Genomic DNA, 18,452 nt, shown 5'->3' on the forward strand with positions numbered 1-18,452 from the left:
ATGGCAATCAAACGAAGTCTTCGCGCGCTCGATTGGCTGAACTTTTTTCTGGCGAACGTCCAGACGGGGTTCGGGCCATTCATCGCGTCGTATCTGACAGCCAACAAATGGACGCAAGGCGAGATCGGCGTCGCCTTGAGCGTCGGCACGGCCACGGCCATGTTGAGCCAGGTGCCGGCCGGCGCGCTCATCGACGCTTTGCGCAACAAAAAGGGTGCGGGCGCCGCCGCGATCATCGCGATCGCGGCGTGCGCGCTGTTGCTCGCGGCGAGCCCGACGCTGCTGCCGGTGCTCGCCGCCGAGGTCTTTCATGGCTTCGCGAGCTGCATGCTGACGCCGGCGATCGCGGCCATTTCGTTCGCGCTCGTCGGCCGCCACGCATTGGGCGATCGGCTGGGCCGCAATGCGCGCTTCGCGTCCATCGGCAGCGCGTTCGCGGCTGCGGCAATGGGGGCGTTCGGCGAGTATTCGTCGGCGCGCGCCGTGTTCTGGCTGACCGCTGCGTTGACGGTGCCGGCGCTGATCGCGCTCGTGATGATCGAAAATACGGGCCGCGCCGCGCTCGGCACGCCGAAGGAATCCGAGGCGCCAGCGGCCGGGCCTGCGCCGATGCCCGCCGCGGTCGAACCGGAGCATCGCGAGAGCATTGCATCGCTGTTGCGCGATCGCCGCGTCCTCATCTTTGCCGCTTGCATCGCGCTGTTCCACTTGTCGAACGCGGCCATGCTCAATCTCGCGGCCGGTGAAGTCACGGCGCACATGACCGACAACGTGCAACTCGTCATCGCGGCCTGCATCATCGTGCCGCAGATGGTGGTCGCGGCGATGTCGCCTTGGGTCGGCAGATCGGCCGAGCGCTGGGGGCGGCGTCCCTTGCTCGTGTTCGGGTTCGCGGCGCTGCCCGTGCGCGCGCTGCTGTTCGCAGGTGTGTCGAGCCCGTACCTGCTCGTGCCCGTGCAGCTATTCGACGGCATCAGCGCGGCCGTGTTCGGCGTCATGTTGCCGCTGATCGCCGCCGACGTCGCGGGCGGCAAGGGGCATTACAACCTTTGCATCGGGTTGTTCGGGCTGACCGCCGGTATCGGTGCAACGCTGAGCACGCTCGCGGCCGGATTCATTTCCGATCGTTTCGGCAATACGGTCAGCTTCATGGCGCTGGCCGCGGCCGGCGCGCTCGCCGTGCTGCTCGTTTGGGCTGCCTTGCCCGAAACGCGCGACGCGGCCGAGACCGATTCGAGCGGGCACACCCACGAGCCCTCGGCAACTTAGGCGATGCGATGTCGTGCCGGTGCGTCGACGGAGGAGTCTGGTACCGGAGGACGGGCATTTTGCCGTCGGCCGCGTGACGCTACTTTCGAGTAATGCCCGTTCTTTGCGAGCGGACCGTTTGAGCGAGGCATCCGCGATGCGCTCGCCCGGGCGGAGGAAGTCGGGGTGGTAGGTGGTACGATTCGTCCATTGGTTGGCGCTGCTGCGGCGCCGGAAAGAACAACCCGAGAAACGAACGAGCCAAGACACCATCATGGGCACACACAAGACCCACCCGAAACTCGAACAGGCATTGACGCGCGGCGATCTCGCGATCAGGCAGGCGAATTCCGTGCGCGCTACCACCGTGTTGCACGCGCTCGGCAAGATGGTCGTCGATGCCTGCGCCACGATCGGCGTCGAAGCGTTCACGTCGATTCCCGACGGTGAGCGCATCTATGACCCGGACAGCGGGCTCTGGCCGCAGACGCTGCTGATCTCGCTCGATGGCCCGGTCGAAGAAGCCGACCCCGACGAAATCCGCAAAGTATGGCTGCTGGCGGATACCCCATCGGTCGTGTTTCGCCTGGAATGGCAGCGTGCGGACGGCAAGGTCGGCCGGCACGAGGCGCGTCCGTTCGCGATGGTGGCGTTCATCAGCGACGTCGACATCCCGTGGAGCGACGACGAAGAGTGATGCATGGCAGCGGGCGCAGCCCGTTTCACGGCGCGTCCTTTGCCGCCGGGCAAACGGCCCGAGCGGATTGCTCTCGCGTCAGCGCATCAAGCGGCGTCTGAATAGCACGGCGCAGACGAAAAACGGCACGATCGCATACGCGGCGAGCACGCACAAGTGCACGACGGCGCTGTCGATGGTGCGCCCCAGCATTGCCGCGCGAATCAACTCGACCGCGTGCGCCAGCGGCAAAACCATCGCAGCACGACGGATGCCCTCGGGCAACTGCGCCAGCGGAAAGAACACGCCCGAGAGCAGCAGCATCGGCGTGAGCACGAGCGTCTGGTAGAACATGAAAAAGTCGTATGACGGTGCGAGCGCCGTCACGACCATCGCGAGACTCGCGAATGCGAGGCCGGCCAGGGCAATCACGGGCAGCGCAAACAGCATCGACGGGAACTGCGCATAGCCGAGCACACCGGCGACGAGCATGATCGCCGCCCCCGACAACACGGCCTTGCTTGCGGCCCAGACGATTTCGCCGATGACGATATCGCCGAGCGTAAGCGGCGTATGCATGATCGCTTCCCATGTCCGCTGCACGTGCATGCGCGAGAAGCCCGAATACATCGCCTCGAACGTGGCCGACATCATCACGCTCGAGCCGACCGTTCCGGCCGCGAGGAAGGCGATGTACGAAACCCCGTCGACGTGGCCCACCATCAGGCCGAGCCCCAAGCCGAGGCCGAAGAGATAGATCATCGGATCGGCCAGGTTGCCGATCATCGAGGCGGCCGCGAGCTTGCGCCAAACAAGGTAGTTGCGTCGCCAAACCGAGGTCCAGTTCGTCGCGTTGGCCGGCAGGGCAAGCCGCCAGCGGCGCGCTTGCCGGGCCTCGGCCGGGCCGCGCGCACGAGCGCGCGTGCCGTAGGAAGGAGCATCCATCGTTGCGTTCCCGTCAATCCTGCATTTCTCGTCCCGTCAGCCTCAAGAATACGTCCTCGAGATTCGCGGGCCGATGCACGCACCGCAAGCCCGAGCGTCCGGCCAAGCGTGCATTGACAGGCGCCGCGTCGCGGACGTAGCAAAACAGCGTTTCGCCGCTGATTTCCGTGCGCGTGGCGAACGGCGCGAGCTCGTCGCGCAGTGCTTCGGGCGCGGGCCCGTAGATTTCGATCACGTCGCAGCCGATTTCCTGCTCAACCAATTCGCGCGGCGCGCCTTCTGCGATCTTGCGCCCTTCCTCGATGATGCAGAGGCGATCGCAGAGTCGCTCCGCTTCCTCCATGAAGTGCGTCGTCAGCAAGATAGTCTTGCCGCGGGCGAGCAGGGAGCGCAGGCGATCCCAAATCAAATGGCGCGCTTGTGGATCGAGCCCAGTCGTCGGTTCGTCGAGGATCAGCGCATCCGGATCGTTGATCAGCGAGCGCGCCAGCGTCAAGCGACGCTTCATCCCGCCCGATAGTTCGCCCACGCGCGCGTCGGCCTTGCTTTCGAGGCGCGCGAATTCGAGGAGCTCCGGCACTATGGCGCGGGTCTTGCTCGCCGATAGGCCGTAGTAGCGGCCGAATACGAGCAGATTCTCGCGGACGCTGAAATCGGGATCGAGATTGTCGAACTGCGGCACCACGCCCACGCGTTGGCGCGCAAAGCGCGCGCCGGAGGGGATCATGTGCCCACATAGTGCGATCGCGCCGGCGTCGGGCTCGACGAGCCCGAGCAGCATCTTCAAGGTCGTGGTTTTACCCGCACCGTTCGGACCGAGCAGGCCAAAGCACTCGCCGGCGCGGACATGGAACGACAGACCGTCGACGACTGCCTGATCGCCATAGTGCTTCACCACGTCATGAAATTCGATGGTGTCGTTGGACATGAAGACGATGAGACGAAGAAGGGGTGCCGCACCGATTCGATGCAGCAAGCACCCCATTCTATTGCATCGTGCTGCATCGCTTGGCGCCGGCGCCGCCCGCATGCTGGTGCGGCGCAGCGCGACGTGTAATCGAGACGAGGGTGCGCACGCGCGCAGATGGGCGAGGCTAGGCGTTTTCCTAGTCTTGCCAGACTAAATGCGTCGCACCATGATTGAAACGACGAACCGCGATCGGCGCGGGCTGGGAGGCCATCATGGCGAGCTACAAAAAAATTCTACTGTGCTACGACGGGACCCGCGAGGGACGCAAAGCGCTGCGGTGCGGTGCCAATCTCGCACTCGACTTGAAGGCCGAAACACATTTGCTGTCGGTCGTCGACATGCGCACGAGCATTGCGCAAAGTGCTGGACTCCTGACTGACGTTGCCTGCGGCCGCTTCGAGGATGCCGCGCGTGAGATCCTGCAAGAGGGCGTGGACTGGCTGACCGAACGCGGCGTGCTGGCGCAGGGCCATTTTGCGTTCGGCCATCCGATCGACGAGATCGCCAATCTCGCCGAGCAGTTGCAGGTCGATCTGATCGTGGTGGGCCATCGCGCGCGCAGCGGGTTGTCGCGATGGTGGATGGGCGCCGGTAACACGCATCTGCTCGATCGCGTGTCGTGCAGCATCCTCGTCGCCGTTTCGACGGCGCACGAGCAGGAGCCCGTCGAAGAGGCAACGCCGACCGCCGCCGGCACATCGGAAAGCTGAACCTATCGCTCAAGCATTGAGTTCGACGGCATCGATTTGCCAGGAAAACCAGCCACGGCGATGAAAGATGACGCTGTAGGGCTCGCCCGCGGCGCTGGCCGTGTAGGTGACCGCGAACGTGTTCATGTCTCGATACCCGGCGGTTGCCTTGCCACGCGGCTCGGCGCTTTGCGCGGCTGATGCCTGCCGCGCAGGCGACGAGGGCGCCTCCTGCGCAGGCGATGGCGGCGTTTGCCGCGCTGCCTCGTCACTCGCCGACGGCGGCACTTCACCCGGCTGCCCGCGCGGAGGCATGCCCTCGAGCAACGCAGCGACGCCGTCCGGCGTTGCATAGGCGTCCACGAGCGGGCCCACGAACGCCATGCCGACGAGTGCGCCTAGCGCGGCGAACGGATGCTGAAGCTTTTCCCGATCGATGCGCCGGCTCAACATCAGCGTCGCTTGCTCCTTCAGGCTGGCGCGCAGCGCCGGATAGTCGACATAGCGGTCGATCATGGCCGAATTGCGCGCTTGGGCGGCGTCGCGCAGCCGGCTCAGCACCAGATACGGCGAGGCATAGGCCATGACGGCCAGCGCGAGCACGACGATGGCGACGCCTGTGACGATGGTAGCCGTCAACGGCCTTCGAGCATTGGGGCGGGTTTGGGAGGTCATCTGATGTCGGCCTTTTAGCAATGTCCAATGCTAATCGACAATGACTTCGCCAAAACGATCCCTATTTCCGCATCGCGGTTCGAATACAGCGCGAGCGCGAGGGGGCCTCCGGGCCTCGAGTGCGGTTCAACCGCGGCCCAAGCGCACCTCAAGCGCACCTCAAGCGCATCGCGCTGCCGCAGCACCTGCGCGTTCATCGTCGATGCATCGATCGATCATCTTGCAGACGGCGTCGATGGTGCCGACGAGAATCACCCGCGACGGACCATGATAGACGCGCACGGGCGCTCGCCGTGCCGGTTCGGCGTGCAATGCGCTACTGAGCGATACGCGCGCGAACGCCGGCAGTGCAGCGGGCTGCATTTGCGCGCCCGCGCGGGGGATGTCGTTGCCGTGCGGAACGGCATGGATATCGGCCGCTATGTCGGCCACTTCCAGCGGTGGGCACGGAATGACGCTGCGCAAATGACGCAAACGGCCGAAGGCGCGAAAAGGCATGAGGCGGGCAAGGCGATCCATGGACGTCTCCCTAGCGTGTTCAAAGGTCAGAATTCGGTCGGACGGATAAGGCCGACCGCGATGCCTTCCAGCGCGAAATCGGCGCTGCCGGCCTGCACGAAGATGTTCTCGTAATCGGGGTTCTCAGCGATGAGTTCGATCCCGTTCGGGCGCCGCTTCAGGCGCTTCACCGTGACGTCGTCCCCGAGCCGCGCGACGATGATCTGGCCGTCATTGGCCTCGGTGCGCCTTTGCACCGCCAGCAAATCGCCGTCGAGGATGCCGGCGTCGCGCATCGAGAGGCCGCGCACCTTCAGCAGGTAGTCGGGCTTGCTCGAGAACAGGGCGGGGTCGCAGGCGTAGTGCTGCGAAATATGCTCTTGCGCGAGGATCGGACTACCCGCGGCAACACGGCCCACGAGCGGCAGCGACAACTGCATCAAGGCCGGATGAGGCAGTGAAAATTGGTGCGGCATGTCATCGGGCGCGAGCAGGCGAATGCCGCGCGACGCGCCTGCGGCCAATTCGATCACGCCTTTGCGCGCGAGCGCCCGCAGATGTTCCTCGGCCGAGTTCGCCGAGGAGAAGCCGAGCGCAGCGGCGATCTCGGCACGCGTGGGTGGGAACCCGCTGTGCTCGATTGACCGGCGGATCAAATCGTAAACCTGCTGCTGCCTTGCGGTGAGTTTGGTCATGGCGCACTGTATGGATAGACAGGTTGCTGTATTTTTATACAGTATTCGCCAGAACACAAGCCCGACGTTGCGACCCCGCATCGCAGCCTTTAGCAGAAAATCGCATAAAAAAATGAGGATATATTCGTTTTAAGAATAAGGGGCGCTGGCTAGACTGGCTCGACCATCAAAAGAGGGCGCCAGTCGCCGACGGGGAAACGAATGAATCTTTGGAGCAGAAAATCATGGACGCGGCACGCCGGGGTAGCCGCGCCGCGCGGCACTGCGGTTTGGCGTCGCGCGCTCGCGGCCGCGGCGATCGCGCTGACGGCGGCGGCCGCGCCGGCGCATGCCGATACGGCGCTGCTGAACGTTTCATATGATCCGACGCGGGAACTATACGAGCAGATCAATCAGGCGTTCGCGCCGATATGGAAGGCCCAGACCGGCGAAACCGTCACGATCAGGCAATCGCACGGGGGTTCGGGGGCGCAAGCGCGCTCGGTGCTCGACGGCCTGCAGGCCGACGTCGTCACGCTCGCGCTCGCCTACGACATCGACGCGCTGGCGAGCCGGGGCCTCGTGGCCGCGGATTGGCAAAAGCGGCTGCCCGACAACGCCTCGCCGTACACGTCGACGATTGTGTTCCTCGTGCGCCACGGCAATCCGAAGCACATCAAGGACTGGGACGATCTCGTGAAGCCCGGTGTGTCGATCGTCACGCCCAATCCCAAGACCTCGGGCGGCGCGCGTTGGAACTATCTGGCGGCATGGGCCTATGCCCGCCACCGGCCGGGCGGCAGCGACGATGGTGCGCGCGCATTCGTCACGCAGCTCTATCGCAATGCCGGCGTGCTCGATTCGGGCTCGCGCGGCGCGACGACGAGCTTCGTTCAGCGCGGACTCGGCGATGTCCTGATCGCTTGGGAGAACGAGGCATTCCTTGCGCAAAAGGAGTTCGGCACCGACAAGTTCGAGATCGTCGTGCCTTCGGCGAGCATTCTGGCCGAGCCGCCCGTGGCCGTCGTCGACAAGGTGGTCGACAAGCGAGGCACCCGCAAGCTCGCCGACGCGTATCTGCGCTTCTTGTACAGCGACCAAGGGCAGGAAATCGCGGCGCGCAACTTCTATCGTCCGCGCTCGCCGAAGGTCCCGGCATCGCTGACGGCGAAGTTCCCGAAGCTGAAGTTGTACACGGTCGACGAAGAGTTCGGCGGTTGGCAGAAAGCGCAGAAGACGCATTTCGCCGACGGCGGCATCTTCGATTCGATCTATCAGCCCAAGTAGCGCCCGGAGCCGGGCGCGATACCTAGCGCGGCGCGATGACGCCGTGCGGTGACGACGACCGGCGCGAGCCGGCAACGGCCCGTACGGCCGACCCTGTCCAAGTAAGAGCGATTTGCATGACGACCTTCGGTTTCCGCAAGGCGAGCGCATTGCCCGGATTCGGCGTGACGCTCGGCTTCACGGTGGCTTATCTGAGCCTCGTGGTCCTGATCCCGCTCGCCTCGACGTTTTTCGAGACGGCGACGCTCGACGGCACGCGCTTCGTTGCCGCCGTCACCGCGCCGCGTGTGCTGGCCGCGTATCGGCTCACGTTCGGCGCGGCCGGGCTCGCCGCACTCATCAACGCGGCGTTCGGCATGCTCGTCGCTTGGGTCTTGGTCCGCTATCCGTTTCCCGGTCGCCGCATCGTCGATGCCATCGTCGATTTGCCGTTCGCGTTGCCGACTTCGGTGGCCGGCATCTCGCTCGCGGCCGTCTACGCCCAAAACGGCTGGATCGGCCGCTGGTTCGCTCCGCTCGGCGTGAAGATCGCGTTCGGCCCGCTGGGCGTGCTCGTGGCGCTGACGTTCATCGGCTTGCCGTTCGTCGTGCGCACCGTGCAGCCGATTCTCGAGGACTTCGAGCGCGAGCAGGAGGAGGCGGCGGCTTGCCTCGGCGCAACGCGCGCGCAGACGTTCGCGCGCGTCGTGCTACCCGCGCTTGCACCGGCGCTGGCTACCGGCTTCGCGCTCGCATTCGCCCGCGCGCTCGGCGAATACGGCTCGGTCATCTTCATTGCCGGCAACATTCCGATGAAATCGGAAGTGATCTCGCTGCTCGTCGTCACCAAGCTCGAGCAATACGACTACGCGGGGGCGACTGCGTTGGCCGTCGTCATGCTGGTCGCCTCGTTTCTCATCCTCTTGGTCATCAACGCCCTGCAGTGGCGCTGGCAGCGCCGCATGAGCGCGGCGGGCGCGGCGAGGAAGCGATCATCGGCTAGCGGCGGTGACGGTGGCGATGCGGCCGGCGGCCGGGCGGAGGTCTTGCCGTGAGCCGCACCGCCACGATCGCCGACGGTGCTCGCCCCATTGCCGCCCGCACGGTTCGCCGGCGCGAAGCGTCGCCGGCCGTTCGCTGGACGCTGACGGCCGCCGCCCTCGCGTTCCTCGGCCTCTTCCTCGCCGTGCCGCTCGTTGCCGTTTTTGACGAAGCGCTCAGCAAGGGGGGGCACTTTTACCTCGCTTCGCTCGCCGATCCCGACGCGCGCGCAGCCGTCGTCCTGACGCTCACGGTGGCGATCATCGCGGTGCCGTCGAACCTCGTCTTCGGGCTCGCGGCATCATGGGCCATCGCGAAGTTCGAATTCAGGGGCAAGGCGCTGCTGACGACGTTGATCGACCTGCCGTTCTCGGTGTCTCCGGTCATCTCGGGCCTCGTCTACGTGCTGCTGTTCGGCGCGCAAGGCTGGTTCGGCCCGTGGCTCGCCGCGCACGACGTGCAAGTCGTCTTCGCGGTGCCCGGCATCGTGCTCGCGACGATTTTCGTCACGTTTCCGTTCGTCGCGCGCGAACTGATTCCGCTGATGCAGGCTCAGGGCACCGAAGAGGAAGAGGCCGCGCGCGTGCTGGGCGCCTCGGCCTGGCAGATGTGGCGGCGCGTCACGCTGCCGAACGTCAAATGGGGCCTGCTGTACGGCGTTATCCTGTGCAATGCGCGCGCGATGGGCGAGTTCGGCGCCGTCTCGGTGGTCTCTGGGCATATCCGCGGGCAAACCGATACGATGCCGCTGGCGGTCGAGATTCTCTACAACGACTACAACTTCGCGGCCGCGTTTGCGCTCGCGTCGGTCCTGGCGCTGATCGCGCTCGTGACGCTCGGCCTGAAGCTCGTGGCCGAACGCCGCCTCGCGGCCGATGCGCGCGCGCGCCGCTGACCTTTCGACGAGGAGCGTTTCGATGGGCATCATCGTTCGCAATTTGACCAAGCATTTCGGCGATTTCGCCGCGCTCGACGGCGTTTCGCTCGAGTTCGCACCGGGTGAGCTCGTCGCGCTGATCGGCCCCTCGGGCTGCGGCAAGACTACGCTGTTGCGCGTGATCGCCGGGCTCGAAACGCCCGATGCCGGCGAAGTCATCCTGGGCGGCCGCGACGTCGGTGCGCTCGATGCGCGCGAACGCCAGATCGGATTTGTGTTTCAGCACTATGCACTCTTTCGCCACATGACGGTGTTCGAGAACGTCGCCTTCGGCTTGCGCGTGAAGCCGCGCCGCGAGCGGCCCTCGGAAGCGGCGATTCGCGAACGCGTCCATCAGCTGCTCGCGCTCGTGCAACTGGCGCCGCTCGCCGAGCGGTACCCGTCGGCGCTGTCGGGCGGCCAGCGGCAGCGGATCGCGCTCGCGCGGGCGCTCGCCGTCGAGCCTCGCGTCCTGTTGCTCGACGAGCCGTTCGGCGCGCTCGACGCGAAGGTGCGCAAAGAGCTGCGCGTCTGGCTGCGCCGGCTGCACGACGAACTGGCGATTTCGACGATCTTCGTCACGCACGATCAGGAAGAGGCGCTCGACGTGGCCGACCGCATCGTCGTCATGAATCGGGGACGCGTCGAGCAGACCGGCAGCCCGCAGGGCGTCTACGATGATCCGCGCACGCCTTTCGTCTACGCATTTCTCGGCGCCGCGAACCGGTTCGATGGGCGCCTCTCGCCGCATGGATTCGTGGCCGAAGGCGCGCGAGAGCCGTTTGCCGCAGACGGCATCGGCATCGCCGGGCAGCCCGGGGCGCAGAGCGTGGCGCCCGCTCACGCGTTCGTGCGTCCGCACGACCTCGAGATCCACCCACGGCGCGCGGCTCGGGGGGACGGGATCGATGCGCAGGTGCGCCGCGTGATCGTGCGCGGCGCCTCGGTGCGCGTGGAACTGACCGGTGCGGCAGGACCGCTCGAGGCGGAGCTCGAACGCGACGCGTGGCACGCGCTCGGTGTGCGCGAGGGCGACGGCGTGACGGTCGTGCCGAAGGCGTGGCGAGCCTTTGCGTTGCCGCAATGACGTTGCCGCAATGAAAGCGGTGACGTCAGCGAAATCGCTGAAATTACTCACGTCACGAACATGAAGCGCGTGCGGCGCTGGCCTGGGCCGGCGCTGCGCGGCAAGCGGATGCGGGAGCGTGGCCCGCGCCGGCTTGCATGGATCGACTACACACCCGCGCTTTGTCGAAGAGAGGCTCGCATGAACTTTCAGCAACTGCGCTTCGTGCGCGAAGCGGTGCGCCGCAACTTGAACCTGACCGAGGTTGCCAATGCGCTCTACACGTCCCAATCGGGCGTGTCGAAGCAGATCAAGGATCTCGAGGACGAGCTCGGCGTCGACATCTTCGTGCGCCGAGGCAAACGGCTCACGGGACTCACTGAACCGGGCAAGGAGGTGCATCAGCTGATCGAGCGGATGTTGCTCGATGCGGAGAACATGCGTCGCGTCGCCCGGCAATTCGCCGACGAGGACACAGGCCATCTCGTCGTCGCGACGACGCACACACAGGCGCGTTACGCCTTGCCGAAGGTCGTGCGTGAATTCACGCGCGCCTACCCGAAAGTGCAGCTCGCGCTGCGTCAAGGCAACCCGCAGCAGATCGCGCAAATGCTTCTCGAAGGCGAAGCCGACATCGCGATCTCCACGGAAGCGCTGGACCGCTTCTCGGAGATCGTCACGTTTCCTTGCTATTCGTGGCATCACGTCGTCGTCGTGCCGAAGCATCACCCGCTCGCCGGCCGCGCGAACGTCACGCTCGCGGACGTTGCCGAGTACCCGATCGTGACCTACGACCGCGATTTCACGGGCCGCTCGCATATCGACGCGTCGTTCGCGAAGATCGGGGCGCTGCCGGACGTCGTGCTGACCGCTATCGATGCCGACGTCATCAAGACCTACGTCGAGCTCGGCATGGGCGTCGGCATCGTCGCCGCAATGGCCTACGACCCGAAGCGCGATGCGGAACTCGTCGCGCTCGATACGCAGCAGCTGTTCGAGGGCAGCACGACGCGCGTGGGCTTGCGCAAGGGCGCGTTCATGCGCGCGTATGCCTACCGGTTCATCGAGATGTTCGCGCCGCAACTGACCGAGGCGGGGATGGCAGGGCAGTTGCGCGAAGCGGCGTAGCACGGCAGGCCATGCGGCGGGCGTGCGGTTCCGCTTGCGTCATTGCGGTCGGCGCGTTCGCCGGGCGAGCGGCGCGGTTAGAATGGCGCCCATGACTACGACCCATTCCTCCCTCTCTCCCGCGGCGTTGCCGCGCGTTGCCGTGCTCGCGACGGGCGGCACGATCGCCGGCTCCGCCGCCGATGCTTCCCAAACCTCGGGCTACCAGGCCGGCGTCGTCGGCGTGGAGCGGCTGCTGGCCGCCGTGCCGGCGTTGTCGAACGTCGCTCGGATCGAGGCGGAGCAAGTGGCGAGCATCGACAGCAAGGATCTCGACGTCGCACTGTGGACGACGCTCGCCGAGCGCATCGCGGCGCTCGCCGCGCGCGACGACATCGACGGCATCGTCGTGACGCACGGCACCGATACGCTCGAGGAAACGGCCTACGCGTTGCACCTGACGGTCAAGACGGCCAAGCCCGTCGTGCTGACCGCGGCGATGCGCCCTTCGTCGGCGCTCTCGGCCGACGGGCCGCTGAATCTGCTCGGTGCCGTCACCGTTGCAGGCTCGCCGGCGGCACGAGGGCAAGGGGTGCTCGTTGCATTCAACAACCGAATCCATAGCGCGCGCGACGTCGTGAAGACGAGCACGTACGCCGTCGACGCATTCCACTCGCCCGAGATCGGGGCGCTCGGCTGGGTGCAAGACGGCCGAGTGGAATTTCAGCGGGCCGTCGTGCGTCCGCATACGAGTGCCACGCCGTTCGTGGCCGCGGCCGCTTGGCCGCTCGTCGACGTCGTCGCGAGCTACGCGGGCGCGTCGCGCACGGCCGTCGATGCGCTCGTGGCGGCCGGTGTGCGCGGCATCGTCGTGGCAGGCACGGGGAACGGCTCCGTTCACGTGTCGATTCAGGCCGCACTTGCCGAGGCCCGCGCACGCGGCGTCGCGATCGTGCGTGCGTCGCGCGTCGGCTCTGGACATGTCATGCGCAACGGCGCGGCGCCTGACGACGCGCTCGGCTTCGTCAGCGCAGGCTCGCTCAACCCCTACAAGGCGCGTGTGCTGTTGATGCTTGCGCTGGCGGCGGGCGCGAGCGAGCCGGCCGCGTTGCAGCAGGTTTTCGATACGTATTGATGGAATGAAGGCGCCTGCAAAGGCGCCCGATGCAAGGCGCGAGGGCGGTGAATGGCTCGCGTGCCATCGAACCCGTGACAATCCGACAGGCGGACACCCGACGACGACGTCTGACCGACCAAGGCTTCCCCGGCGTCGCCGGGTGCCGCTGCGGACCCCACTGCCGCTCTCAGCCCGAAAGCGGCTTTTTGCCCCTCCCGCGTGTGCTTGGCGTCGACCTCGCTCGCCCCGCGCATCTCGTCTCCCGACGCGCGGCGCCCCTCGATCTTGCCTTGCACGCACGGGCGAGGCGCCCCACGTGCCGGCCGTCCGAAGGCTGCTTCGGCCGGCCGTATCCTGCCCATTGTTGCGTGTCGGCGTTGCGCCGCTAGTCTTTCTTCTCCTCGGCGATTTCGAAGCCGGACATGATTTCGAGCGCGCGAACGAGCGCCGAATGATCCCAACTGCCGCCGTCGTGCGCCGCGCAGACGCTGAACAACTGCTGCGCGCTCGCGGTGTGCGGCAGCGCGATGCCGAGCTTGCGCGCGCCGTCGAGGGCGAGGTTCAGGTCCTTGCGGTGCAGATCGATGCGAAAGCCGGGGGCGAACGTGCGGGCCGTCATGCGCTTGCCGTGCACTTCGAGAATGCGCGACGAAGCAAAGCCCCCCATCAACGCTTGCCGTACGCGTTCTGGGTCCGCGCCCGAGCGCGCGGCGAACAGCAATGCTTCGCCGACGGCTTCGATGTTGAGCGCGACGATGATTTGGTTCGCGACCTTGCAGGTCTGTCCGGCGCCGTTGTCGCCGACTAGCGTGATGTTCTTGCCCATCGCTTCGAACAGCGGCCGAGCGCGCTCGAACGCGTTCTCGGGGCCGCCGATCATGATCGAGAGCGTCGCTTCGCGGGCGCCCACTTCGCCGCCCGAGACGGGGGCATCGAGATAGTCGCAGCCGAGCGCGTTGATGCGCTTGGCGAAATCCTGCGTGTCGAGCGGGGAGATGGAGCTCATGTCGATCACGAGCTTGCCGGCCGAGAGGCCCTTGGCCACGCCGTCGTCGGCGAACAGCACGTTGGCGACGTCGGGCGTGTCCGGCACCATCGAAATGACGATGTCCGATTCGCGCGCAACGGCCGTCGAACTGGCCACCACGAGCGTGCGTTCGCGCAGATCGTCGGGTACGGGGTAGGCGCCCGTGACGACGAGCTCGTAGCCGTGCTTCAGAAGGTTGCGCGCCATGTGCGCGCCCATGATGCCGAGGCCGATGAAACCGATCTTTGCCATGTCGATGTAATCCGTTGGGTGTGTCGTATCAGGAGTTGAGCGGGGCTCGTTCGATCGGCGCCGCAACGCCGCGCCCGTGCGTCAGCGTGCGCTGCGCTCGCCGGCGATGTCGCGAATCCACGAGAGCCCTTCGAGCGTCGTCGTCCGCGGTTTGTACTCGCAGCCGACGTAGCCGCCGTAGCCGAGCCGGTCGAGCCAATCGAACAGGAATGCGTAGTTGATTTCGCCCGTGCCGGGCTCGTTGCGCCCCGGGTTGTCGGCGAGTTGGATGTGCGCGATGCTCGGCAGGTGTTTTTGCAGCGTCGCGGCGAGTTCGCCCTCCATCCGCTGCATGTGATAGATGTCGTACTGCAGATAGAGGTTGTTCGACGCCACGTCGCGGATCACGTCGAGCGCTTCGCTCGAGCGATTGAGCGCGAAGCCCGGAATGTCGAACGCGTTGCAGGGCTCGACGAGCAGCTTGACGCCTTCCCGCTCGAGCGCGGTAGCCGCGAAGCGCAGGTTCTCGACGATCGTGGCACGCGCGCGCTCGGGCGAGACGTCGCGTGTCGGGATGCCGACGAGACAGTTCAACTGCGGCACCCGCAGCGCCTTGGCGTATTCGATTGCTCGGCCGACGCCGTCGCGGAATTCGGCCACGCGCTCGGGCAGGCAGGCGATGCCGCGCTCTCCCGCTTCCCAATTGCCGGCCGGCAGATTGTGCAGAACGAGGCGAAGCCGGTTCGTCTCGAGCCGGTCGGCCAGTTCGGCCGCCTCGAAAGGATAGGGGAACATGAATTCGACGGCGCTAAAGCCCGCCCGCGCCGCTGCCTCGAACCGGTCGAGAAACGGCACTTCGTTGAACAGCATGGTCAGGTTGGCTGAGAATTTCGGCATGTTGCGATGGCTCTTCGGTCGGTCAGGGTGCCGAGGAACGTCGTTCGAGTGCGAGCGCCGTTCCTCGGGGTGTTCGATGTGTTTCGTCAGCAGCACGTCGTCCCGTGCGTCAATCGAGCAGTGAGATGGCGGTCGGCGCGTCGTCGCGCGAATCGGCCAGCGGCTCGAATTCGTTGATGGCGTTGATGTCGTTGCCCATCGCGATGTTCGTCACGCGCTCGAGGATCACTTCGACGACGACGGGCACGCTGAACTCGGCGGCGAGCGCTTGCGCCTTTTGCAGGGCCGGTGCGATCTCGCCGGGTTCGGACACGCGCAGCGCTTTGCAGCCGAGGCCTTCGGCGACCGCCACGTGATCGACGCCATAACCGTTCAACTCCGGCGCGTTGACGTTGTCGAACGAGAGCTGGACGCAGTAATCCATCTCGAAGGCGCGCTGGGCTTGGCGGATCAGCCCGAGATACGAATTGTTCACGACGACGTGCACGTAGGGCAGCTTGAACTGCGCGCCCGCGGCCAACTCCTCGATCATGAATTGGAAGTCGTAGTCTCCGGACAACGCGACGATCGGGCGGCTCGGATCGGCGGCACGCACGCCGAGCGCGGCCGGAATGGTCCAGCCGAGCGGGCCGGCTTGCCCGCAGTTGATCCAATTGCGCGCTTTGTAGACGTGCAGGAACTGCGCGGCGGCGATTTGCGACAGCCCGATCGTGCTGACGTAACAGGTATCGCGGCCGAACACCTTGTTCATTTCTTCATAGACGCGTTGCGGCTTGATCGGCACGTCGTCGAAATGCGTCTTGCGCTGCATCGTGCGCTTGCGCGCCTGGCACGATTCGACCCAAGCCGAACGGTCCGTAAGCTTGCCGGCCGCCTTCCATTCGCGGGCTACCTCGACGAACAGTTCGAGTGCGGCCTTCGCATCGGAGACGATCCCGAGGTCCGGGCCGAACACGCGGCCGATTTGCGTCGGCTCGATATCGACGTGCACGAATTTGCGCCCCTTCGTGTAGACCTCGACACTGCCCGTGTGGCGGTTGGCCCAGCGGTTGCCGATGCCGAGCACGAAGTCCGATTCGAGCATCGTCGCATTGCCGTAGCGATGCGATGTCTGCAGGCCGACCATGCCGGCCATCAGCGGGTGATCGTCGGCGATCGCGCCCCACGACATCAGCGTCGGAATGACGGGCACGCCCACCGTTTCGGCGAACTCGACGAGCAGCGCTTCCGCGCCCGCGTTCAGTACGCCGCCGCCGGACACGAGAAGCGGGCGCTCCGATGCATTCAACAACGCCAGTGCGGCTTCGATCTGCTTGCGCGTCGCCTTCGGCTTGTAGACGGGCAGCGGCTCGTAGGTGTCGATGTCGAACTCGATCTCGGCGATTTGAACGTCGATCGGCAGATCGACGAGCACCGGGCCGGGCCGTCCCGAGCGCATCAGATGAAATGCCTGCTGAAACACGCGCGGCACGAGTGCCGGTTCGCGCACCGTGACGGCCCATTTCGTGACCGGTTTGGCGATCGATTCGATGTCGACGGCTTGAAAGTCTTCCTTGTGGAGCCGGGCGCGGGGTGCTTGGCCTGTGATGGCGAGAATAGGAATGGAGTCAGCCTGGGCCGAGTAAAGCCCTGTAATCATATCGGTGCCGGCAGGGCCCGAGGTGCCGATGCACACGCCGATGTTGCCGGGAGCGGCACGCGTATAGCCCTCGGCCATGTGCGAAGCGCCTTCGACGTGACGCGCCAGAACGTGGCTGATTCCGCCCGCGCGGCGCATGGCCGAGTAGAACGGGTTGATGGCGGCGCCCGGCACGCCGAACGCGGTGTCGATGCCTTCCTTCTCCAGCACGAGCACGGCGGCGTCGACGGCTCTCATCTTCGGCATGGGGTGTCTCCTTTACTGGTCGTTCAATGTGCAAATTGCGCGTTGGATCCACTGTAAGGCTGCGGAAAAGGTTTGATAAGATCGCTCCAAGTTCTGTATTTCGATACAAAAAGTATTGAATGCATGCGGGACAGGTGTTTCTATCGAACGCGCGCCGGGCGGAGAAGCCGGCGAGACGGGACGGGCGCTGGAGGCGCAGGGACGCGGGCGGGCACCGTGCAGCACGAACCCACGGTGCACGCGATGCACGCGATGCGGTAAAAGAACTCGAAGGACTCGAAGATGGATCGTTTCAAGCAGATCGAAACCTTCGTGCGCGTGGCCGAGGCGGGCAGCTTGGCTCAAGCGGCGTTGGAGGAGGGGGTGTCTCCCGTCGTCTTGGGGCGGCGCATCGACGCACTCGAAAAGCGGCTCGGCGTGAAGCTGATGTACCGCTCCACGCGGCGGCTCGTCGTCAGCGAAGCCGGAGCGGCCTTTCTCGAACGCTGCAAAGGGCTGCTCGTCGACTGGGAGCAGGCCGAGAACGAATTGGCGGCCGGACGGCGTGCCGTCAGCGGACATCTGATCGTCTCCGCGCCGGCCGCCTTCGGCAGAAAACACGTCGCGCCCTTGGCGCCCGCGTTCTTGGCCGACAAGCCCGGCTTGCAGATGTCGTTCAATTTGACCGACCGCGTCGTCGACCTCGTGCGCGAGGGCTACGATTTGTCGATCCGCATCGGCGGAGCGGTCGATCCGAACTTCGTGGCGGTGAAGCTGGCGACCAATCGGCGTGTCGTCTGCGGCACGCCGGCCTATTTCGCGCGGCACGGCCGCCCGCGCACGCTCGAGGATCTGCTCGGCCACAATTGCCTCGCGTTCAATCTGCAAGGCGGGCAGAACCGGGGCTGGTATTTCCAGCGCGGCGGCAAGCGCGTGACGATGCGCGTCACGGGTTCGCTCGATTGCAACGACGGCGAACTGCTGCATCGCTGGGCGACGGAGGGGCTGGGCCTCGGCTGGCGCTCGACCTGGGAAATCGCCGAGCAACTGGCGCGCGGCGAGCTCGAAACGGTGCTCGACGAATTCGCGCTGCCGGAGTATGACATCTTGGCCGTCTACCCGCAGCAGCGCTACGTGCCGGCCAAGGTGCGGTACTTCATCGATTACTTGAAGGAAGTCTATGCGCGGCCCGGGTATTGGGGCGGCATGCCGGACGCCGCCGGCTAGCGGCTTTGTCCAGGGCTTCGTTCGTCGGTATCCGATCTGTGCGCTACACCGAAATTGTGCCAGGCGGACTCTTGGGTTATACTCTCCGGCTTCTCACTTGCCACACCGGTTGGTCCGCTGCTCGGTTCACTGAGCAAGAGTCGGCAGAGTCGCTGGACTGCGGCTTGGCTGCGGCGGCCATCGACGCCCGGGTGGCTTCAATCCACAAGGAGTGTGTATGCGTCATTACGAAATCGTCTTCGTCGTACACCCCGATCAAAGCGAGCAAGTGCCCGCGATGATCGAGCGGTACAAATCCACGATTACCGCGCGCGGCGG

At 65.7% G+C, this 18,452-nt stretch carries 19 protein-coding genes; 11 read left to right on the plus strand and 8 right to left on the minus strand.

Annotated elements, in window-relative coordinates; genetic code table 11:
• Complete coding sequence (locus ACTHNZ_RS19875; RefSeq protein WP_440544283.1) at positions 1-1,269, plus strand: MFS transporter; 1,269 nt, start codon at positions 1-3, stop codon at positions 1,267-1,269.
• 253 nt (positions 1,270-1,522) lie between these two features.
• The gene (locus ACTHNZ_RS19880; protein WP_440544284.1) at positions 1,523-1,945 is read left to right on the plus strand and encodes a hypothetical protein; all 423 of its coding nucleotides are present in this window, start codon (positions 1,523-1,525) and stop codon (positions 1,943-1,945) included.
• A 78-nt stretch (positions 1,946-2,023) separates the two neighbouring features.
• Here the strand turns inward: ACTHNZ_RS19880 and ACTHNZ_RS19885 are convergent, their stop codons facing one another.
• Both ACTHNZ_RS19885 and nodI read right to left on the minus strand, forming a co-directional pair.
• On the minus strand, positions 2,024-2,869 hold the full coding sequence (locus ACTHNZ_RS19885; protein WP_440544285.1) for an ABC transporter permease: 846 nt from the start codon (positions 2,867-2,869) through the stop codon (positions 2,024-2,026).
• A 13-nt stretch (positions 2,870-2,882) separates the two neighbouring features.
• Positions 2,883-3,797, minus strand: coding sequence for a nodulation factor ABC transporter ATP-binding protein NodI (nodI, locus tag ACTHNZ_RS19890; protein ID WP_440544286.1), 915 nt, complete (start codon positions 3,795-3,797; stop codon positions 2,883-2,885).
• A 254-nt stretch (positions 3,798-4,051) separates the two neighbouring features.
• On the opposite strand from nodI, the gene ACTHNZ_RS19895 reads away from it, so the two are divergent.
• On the plus strand, positions 4,052-4,549 hold the full coding sequence (locus tag ACTHNZ_RS19895; protein ID WP_440544287.1) for a universal stress protein: 498 nt from the start codon (positions 4,052-4,054) through the stop codon (positions 4,547-4,549).
• Between the two features lie 9 nt (positions 4,550-4,558).
• Here the strand turns inward: ACTHNZ_RS19895 and ACTHNZ_RS19900 are convergent, their stop codons facing one another.
• From ACTHNZ_RS19900 to lexA, 3 genes are all read right to left on the minus strand, one after another.
• Complete coding sequence (locus ACTHNZ_RS19900) at positions 4,559-5,203, minus strand: DUF2939 domain-containing protein (RefSeq protein WP_440544288.1); 645 nt, start codon at positions 5,201-5,203, stop codon at positions 4,559-4,561.
• 159 nt (positions 5,204-5,362) lie between these two features.
• A complete protein-coding gene (locus tag ACTHNZ_RS19905; protein ID WP_440544289.1) occupies positions 5,363-5,722 on the minus strand; it encodes a hypothetical protein in 360 nt (119 codons plus the stop codon).
• Positions 5,723-5,748: 26 nt separating this feature from the next.
• On the minus strand, positions 5,749-6,396 hold the full coding sequence (gene lexA / locus ACTHNZ_RS19910) for a transcriptional repressor LexA (RefSeq protein ID WP_440544290.1): 648 nt from the start codon (positions 6,394-6,396) through the stop codon (positions 5,749-5,751).
• Positions 6,397-6,597: 201 nt separating this feature from the next.
• Between lexA and ACTHNZ_RS19915 the strand changes: the two genes are divergently transcribed.
• From ACTHNZ_RS19915 to ACTHNZ_RS19940, 6 genes are all read left to right on the plus strand, one after another.
• Positions 6,598-7,662 carry a sulfate ABC transporter substrate-binding protein gene (locus ACTHNZ_RS19915; RefSeq protein WP_440544291.1) on the plus strand — a complete coding sequence of 355 codons (1,065 nt, stop codon included), beginning with the start codon at positions 6,598-6,600 and terminating at the stop codon, positions 7,660-7,662.
• A 116-nt stretch (positions 7,663-7,778) separates the two neighbouring features.
• Positions 7,779-8,696 (plus strand): sulfate ABC transporter permease subunit CysT, encoded by a 918-nt coding sequence (gene cysT, locus ACTHNZ_RS19920; RefSeq protein ID WP_440544292.1) that lies wholly within the window; start codon positions 7,779-7,781, stop codon positions 8,694-8,696.
• A gap of 14 nt (positions 8,697-8,710) precedes the next feature.
• Positions 8,711-9,577 (plus strand): sulfate ABC transporter permease subunit CysW, encoded by an 867-nt coding sequence (gene cysW, locus ACTHNZ_RS19925; protein ID WP_440544302.1) that lies wholly within the window; start codon positions 8,711-8,713, stop codon positions 9,575-9,577.
• A 22-nt stretch (positions 9,578-9,599) separates the two neighbouring features.
• On the plus strand, positions 9,600-10,685 hold the full coding sequence (locus ACTHNZ_RS19930) for a sulfate/molybdate ABC transporter ATP-binding protein (protein ID WP_440544293.1): 1,086 nt from the start codon (positions 9,600-9,602) through the stop codon (positions 10,683-10,685).
• A gap of 180 nt (positions 10,686-10,865) precedes the next feature.
• Positions 10,866-11,792, plus strand: coding sequence for a CysB family HTH-type transcriptional regulator (locus ACTHNZ_RS19935; RefSeq protein WP_440544294.1), 927 nt, complete (start codon positions 10,866-10,868; stop codon positions 11,790-11,792).
• A 91-nt stretch (positions 11,793-11,883) separates the two neighbouring features.
• Positions 11,884-12,906: an asparaginase gene (locus ACTHNZ_RS19940; protein ID WP_440544295.1), complete on the plus strand. Its 1,023-nt coding sequence runs from the start codon at positions 11,884-11,886 to the stop codon at positions 12,904-12,906.
• Between the two features lie 367 nt (positions 12,907-13,273).
• On the opposite strand, the gene ACTHNZ_RS19945 is transcribed toward ACTHNZ_RS19940, so the two are convergent.
• From ACTHNZ_RS19945 to gcl, 3 genes are all read right to left on the minus strand, one after another.
• Complete coding sequence (locus tag ACTHNZ_RS19945; RefSeq protein ID WP_440544296.1) at positions 13,274-14,233, minus strand: 2-hydroxy-3-oxopropionate reductase; 960 nt, start codon at positions 14,231-14,233, stop codon at positions 13,274-13,276.
• A 15-nt stretch (positions 14,234-14,248) separates the two neighbouring features.
• Positions 14,249-15,043 (minus strand): hydroxypyruvate isomerase, encoded by a 795-nt coding sequence (hyi, locus tag ACTHNZ_RS19950; protein ID WP_440544297.1) that lies wholly within the window; start codon positions 15,041-15,043, stop codon positions 14,249-14,251.
• Between the two features lie 109 nt (positions 15,044-15,152).
• The gene (gene gcl, locus ACTHNZ_RS19955; protein WP_440544298.1) at positions 15,153-16,928 is read right to left on the minus strand and encodes a glyoxylate carboligase; all 1,776 of its coding nucleotides are present in this window, start codon (positions 16,926-16,928) and stop codon (positions 15,153-15,155) included.
• 282 nt (positions 16,929-17,210) lie between these two features.
• Between gcl and ACTHNZ_RS19960 the strand changes: the two genes are divergently transcribed.
• On the plus strand, positions 17,211-18,134 hold the full coding sequence (locus tag ACTHNZ_RS19960; protein ID WP_440544299.1) for a LysR family transcriptional regulator: 924 nt from the start codon (positions 17,211-17,213) through the stop codon (positions 18,132-18,134).
• Between the two features lie 217 nt (positions 18,135-18,351).
• A partial coding sequence (locus ACTHNZ_RS19965; protein ID WP_440544303.1) for a 30S ribosomal protein S6 occupies positions 18,352-18,452 on the plus strand: 101 nt, incomplete at its 3' end.

It is taken from the genome of Trinickia sp., assembly GCF_051953955.1.
Lineage (GTDB): Bacteria > Pseudomonadota > Gammaproteobacteria > Burkholderiales > Burkholderiaceae > Trinickia.

Bases quoted from the DNA above. Each gene is read 5' to 3' on its own strand.
- ACTHNZ_RS19875 (WP_440544283.1), top strand. From the start codon at position 1: ATGGCAATCAAACGAAGTCTTCGCGCGCTCGATTGGCTGAACTTTTTT.
- ACTHNZ_RS19880 (WP_440544284.1), top strand. From the start codon at position 1,523: ATGGGCACACACAAGACCCACCCGAAACTCGAACAGGCATTGACGCGC.
- ACTHNZ_RS19885 (WP_440544285.1), bottom strand. From the start codon at position 2,869: ATGGATGCTCCTTCCTACGGCACGCGCGCTCGTGCGCGCGGCCCGGCC.
- nodI (WP_440544286.1), bottom strand. From the start codon at position 3,797: ATGTCCAACGACACCATCGAATTTCATGACGTGGTGAAGCACTATGGC.
- ACTHNZ_RS19895 (WP_440544287.1), top strand. From the start codon at position 4,052: ATGGCGAGCTACAAAAAAATTCTACTGTGCTACGACGGGACCCGCGAG.
- ACTHNZ_RS19900 (WP_440544288.1), bottom strand. From the start codon at position 5,203: ATGACCTCCCAAACCCGCCCCAATGCTCGAAGGCCGTTGACGGCTACC.
- ACTHNZ_RS19905 (WP_440544289.1), bottom strand. From the start codon at position 5,722: ATGGATCGCCTTGCCCGCCTCATGCCTTTTCGCGCCTTCGGCCGTTTG.
- lexA (WP_440544290.1), bottom strand. From the start codon at position 6,396: ATGACCAAACTCACCGCAAGGCAGCAGCAGGTTTACGATTTGATCCGC.
- ACTHNZ_RS19915 (WP_440544291.1), top strand. From the start codon at position 6,598: ATGAATCTTTGGAGCAGAAAATCATGGACGCGGCACGCCGGGGTAGCC.
- cysT (WP_440544292.1), top strand. From the start codon at position 7,779: ATGACGACCTTCGGTTTCCGCAAGGCGAGCGCATTGCCCGGATTCGGC.
- ACTHNZ_RS19930 (WP_440544293.1), top strand. From the start codon at position 9,600: ATGGGCATCATCGTTCGCAATTTGACCAAGCATTTCGGCGATTTCGCC.
- ACTHNZ_RS19935 (WP_440544294.1), top strand. From the start codon at position 10,866: ATGAACTTTCAGCAACTGCGCTTCGTGCGCGAAGCGGTGCGCCGCAAC.
- ACTHNZ_RS19940 (WP_440544295.1), top strand. From the start codon at position 11,884: ATGACTACGACCCATTCCTCCCTCTCTCCCGCGGCGTTGCCGCGCGTT.
- hyi (WP_440544297.1), bottom strand. From the start codon at position 15,043: ATGCCGAAATTCTCAGCCAACCTGACCATGCTGTTCAACGAAGTGCCG.
- gcl (WP_440544298.1), bottom strand. From the start codon at position 16,928: ATGCCGAAGATGAGAGCCGTCGACGCCGCCGTGCTCGTGCTGGAGAAG.
- ACTHNZ_RS19960 (WP_440544299.1), top strand. From the start codon at position 17,211: ATGGATCGTTTCAAGCAGATCGAAACCTTCGTGCGCGTGGCCGAGGCG.